General features: G+C 49.5%; 1 rRNA gene. It reads right to left on the bottom strand.

The window, feature by feature from the left end:
* Positions 1-390: ribosomal RNA gene (locus IAI56_RS15960) — 23S ribosomal RNA — on the bottom strand; the annotation flags it as partial.

The raw sequence follows: 390 nt of genomic DNA, 5'->3' as shown, positions 1-390 counted from the left end.
TGTGTTACCACAGCTTCATCCTGCCCATGGGTAGATCACACGGTTTCGCGTCTACCACTACTGACTATAGCGCCCTATTCAGACTCGCTTTCGCTACGGATCCATGTCTTAAACACTTATCCTTGCCAGCAACGGTAACTCGTAGGCTCATTATGCAAAAGGCACGCCGTCACCCCACTAAAGGGCTCCGACCGCTTGTAAGCGTATGGTTTCAGGATCTATTTCACTCCGTTATTCACGGTTCTTTTCACCTTTCCCTCACGGTACTGGTTCACTATCGGTCTCTCAGGAGTATTTAGCCTTAGCGGATGGTCCCGCCAAATTCAGACAGGGTTTCACGTGCCCCGCCCTACTCAGGATACCACTATCCTTATCTTCTCTTACTTATAC

Origin of the sequence: Flavobacterium macrobrachii, from assembly GCF_014486675.1 — a bacterium.
In the GTDB taxonomy this organism is placed as follows: Bacteria; Bacteroidota; Bacteroidia; order Flavobacteriales; family Flavobacteriaceae; genus Flavobacterium; species Flavobacterium macrobrachii.
This window is presented reverse-complemented; position numbering and strand designations above follow the sequence as displayed.